We start from the raw sequence: 236 nt of genomic DNA on the forward strand, positions 1-236 counted from the left end.
GTAATGTTTCCATCACCTGTGATTGCAGTTCCGTCTACTTCTAGTGCACCCGATGCATTTTGCGTAAGTCCGGTTCCTGCTATATCACTATTAATAGTAGCTGCAGTTACAGCATCATCAGCAATTTCAGCAGTTCCTACCGCATTTGGAGCAATTTCTAGTGTTACATCACCAAGTAGCGCATTTGCATCTCCACCAACAGTAAGGTCAGAGGAAGTAATGTTTCCATCACCTGT

At 43.6% G+C, this 236-nt stretch carries 1 protein-coding gene; it reads right to left on the minus strand.

Going from position 1 to position 236, the window contains the following annotated elements:
• Positions 1 to 236: hypothetical protein (locus J8281_RS19585; protein WP_210199303.1), on the minus strand; the 236-nt coding region annotated here is incomplete at both ends.

It is taken from the genome of Aquimarina sp. U1-2 (genome assembly GCF_017897595.1).
In the GTDB taxonomy this organism is placed as follows: domain Bacteria; phylum Bacteroidota; class Bacteroidia; order Flavobacteriales; family Flavobacteriaceae; genus Aquimarina.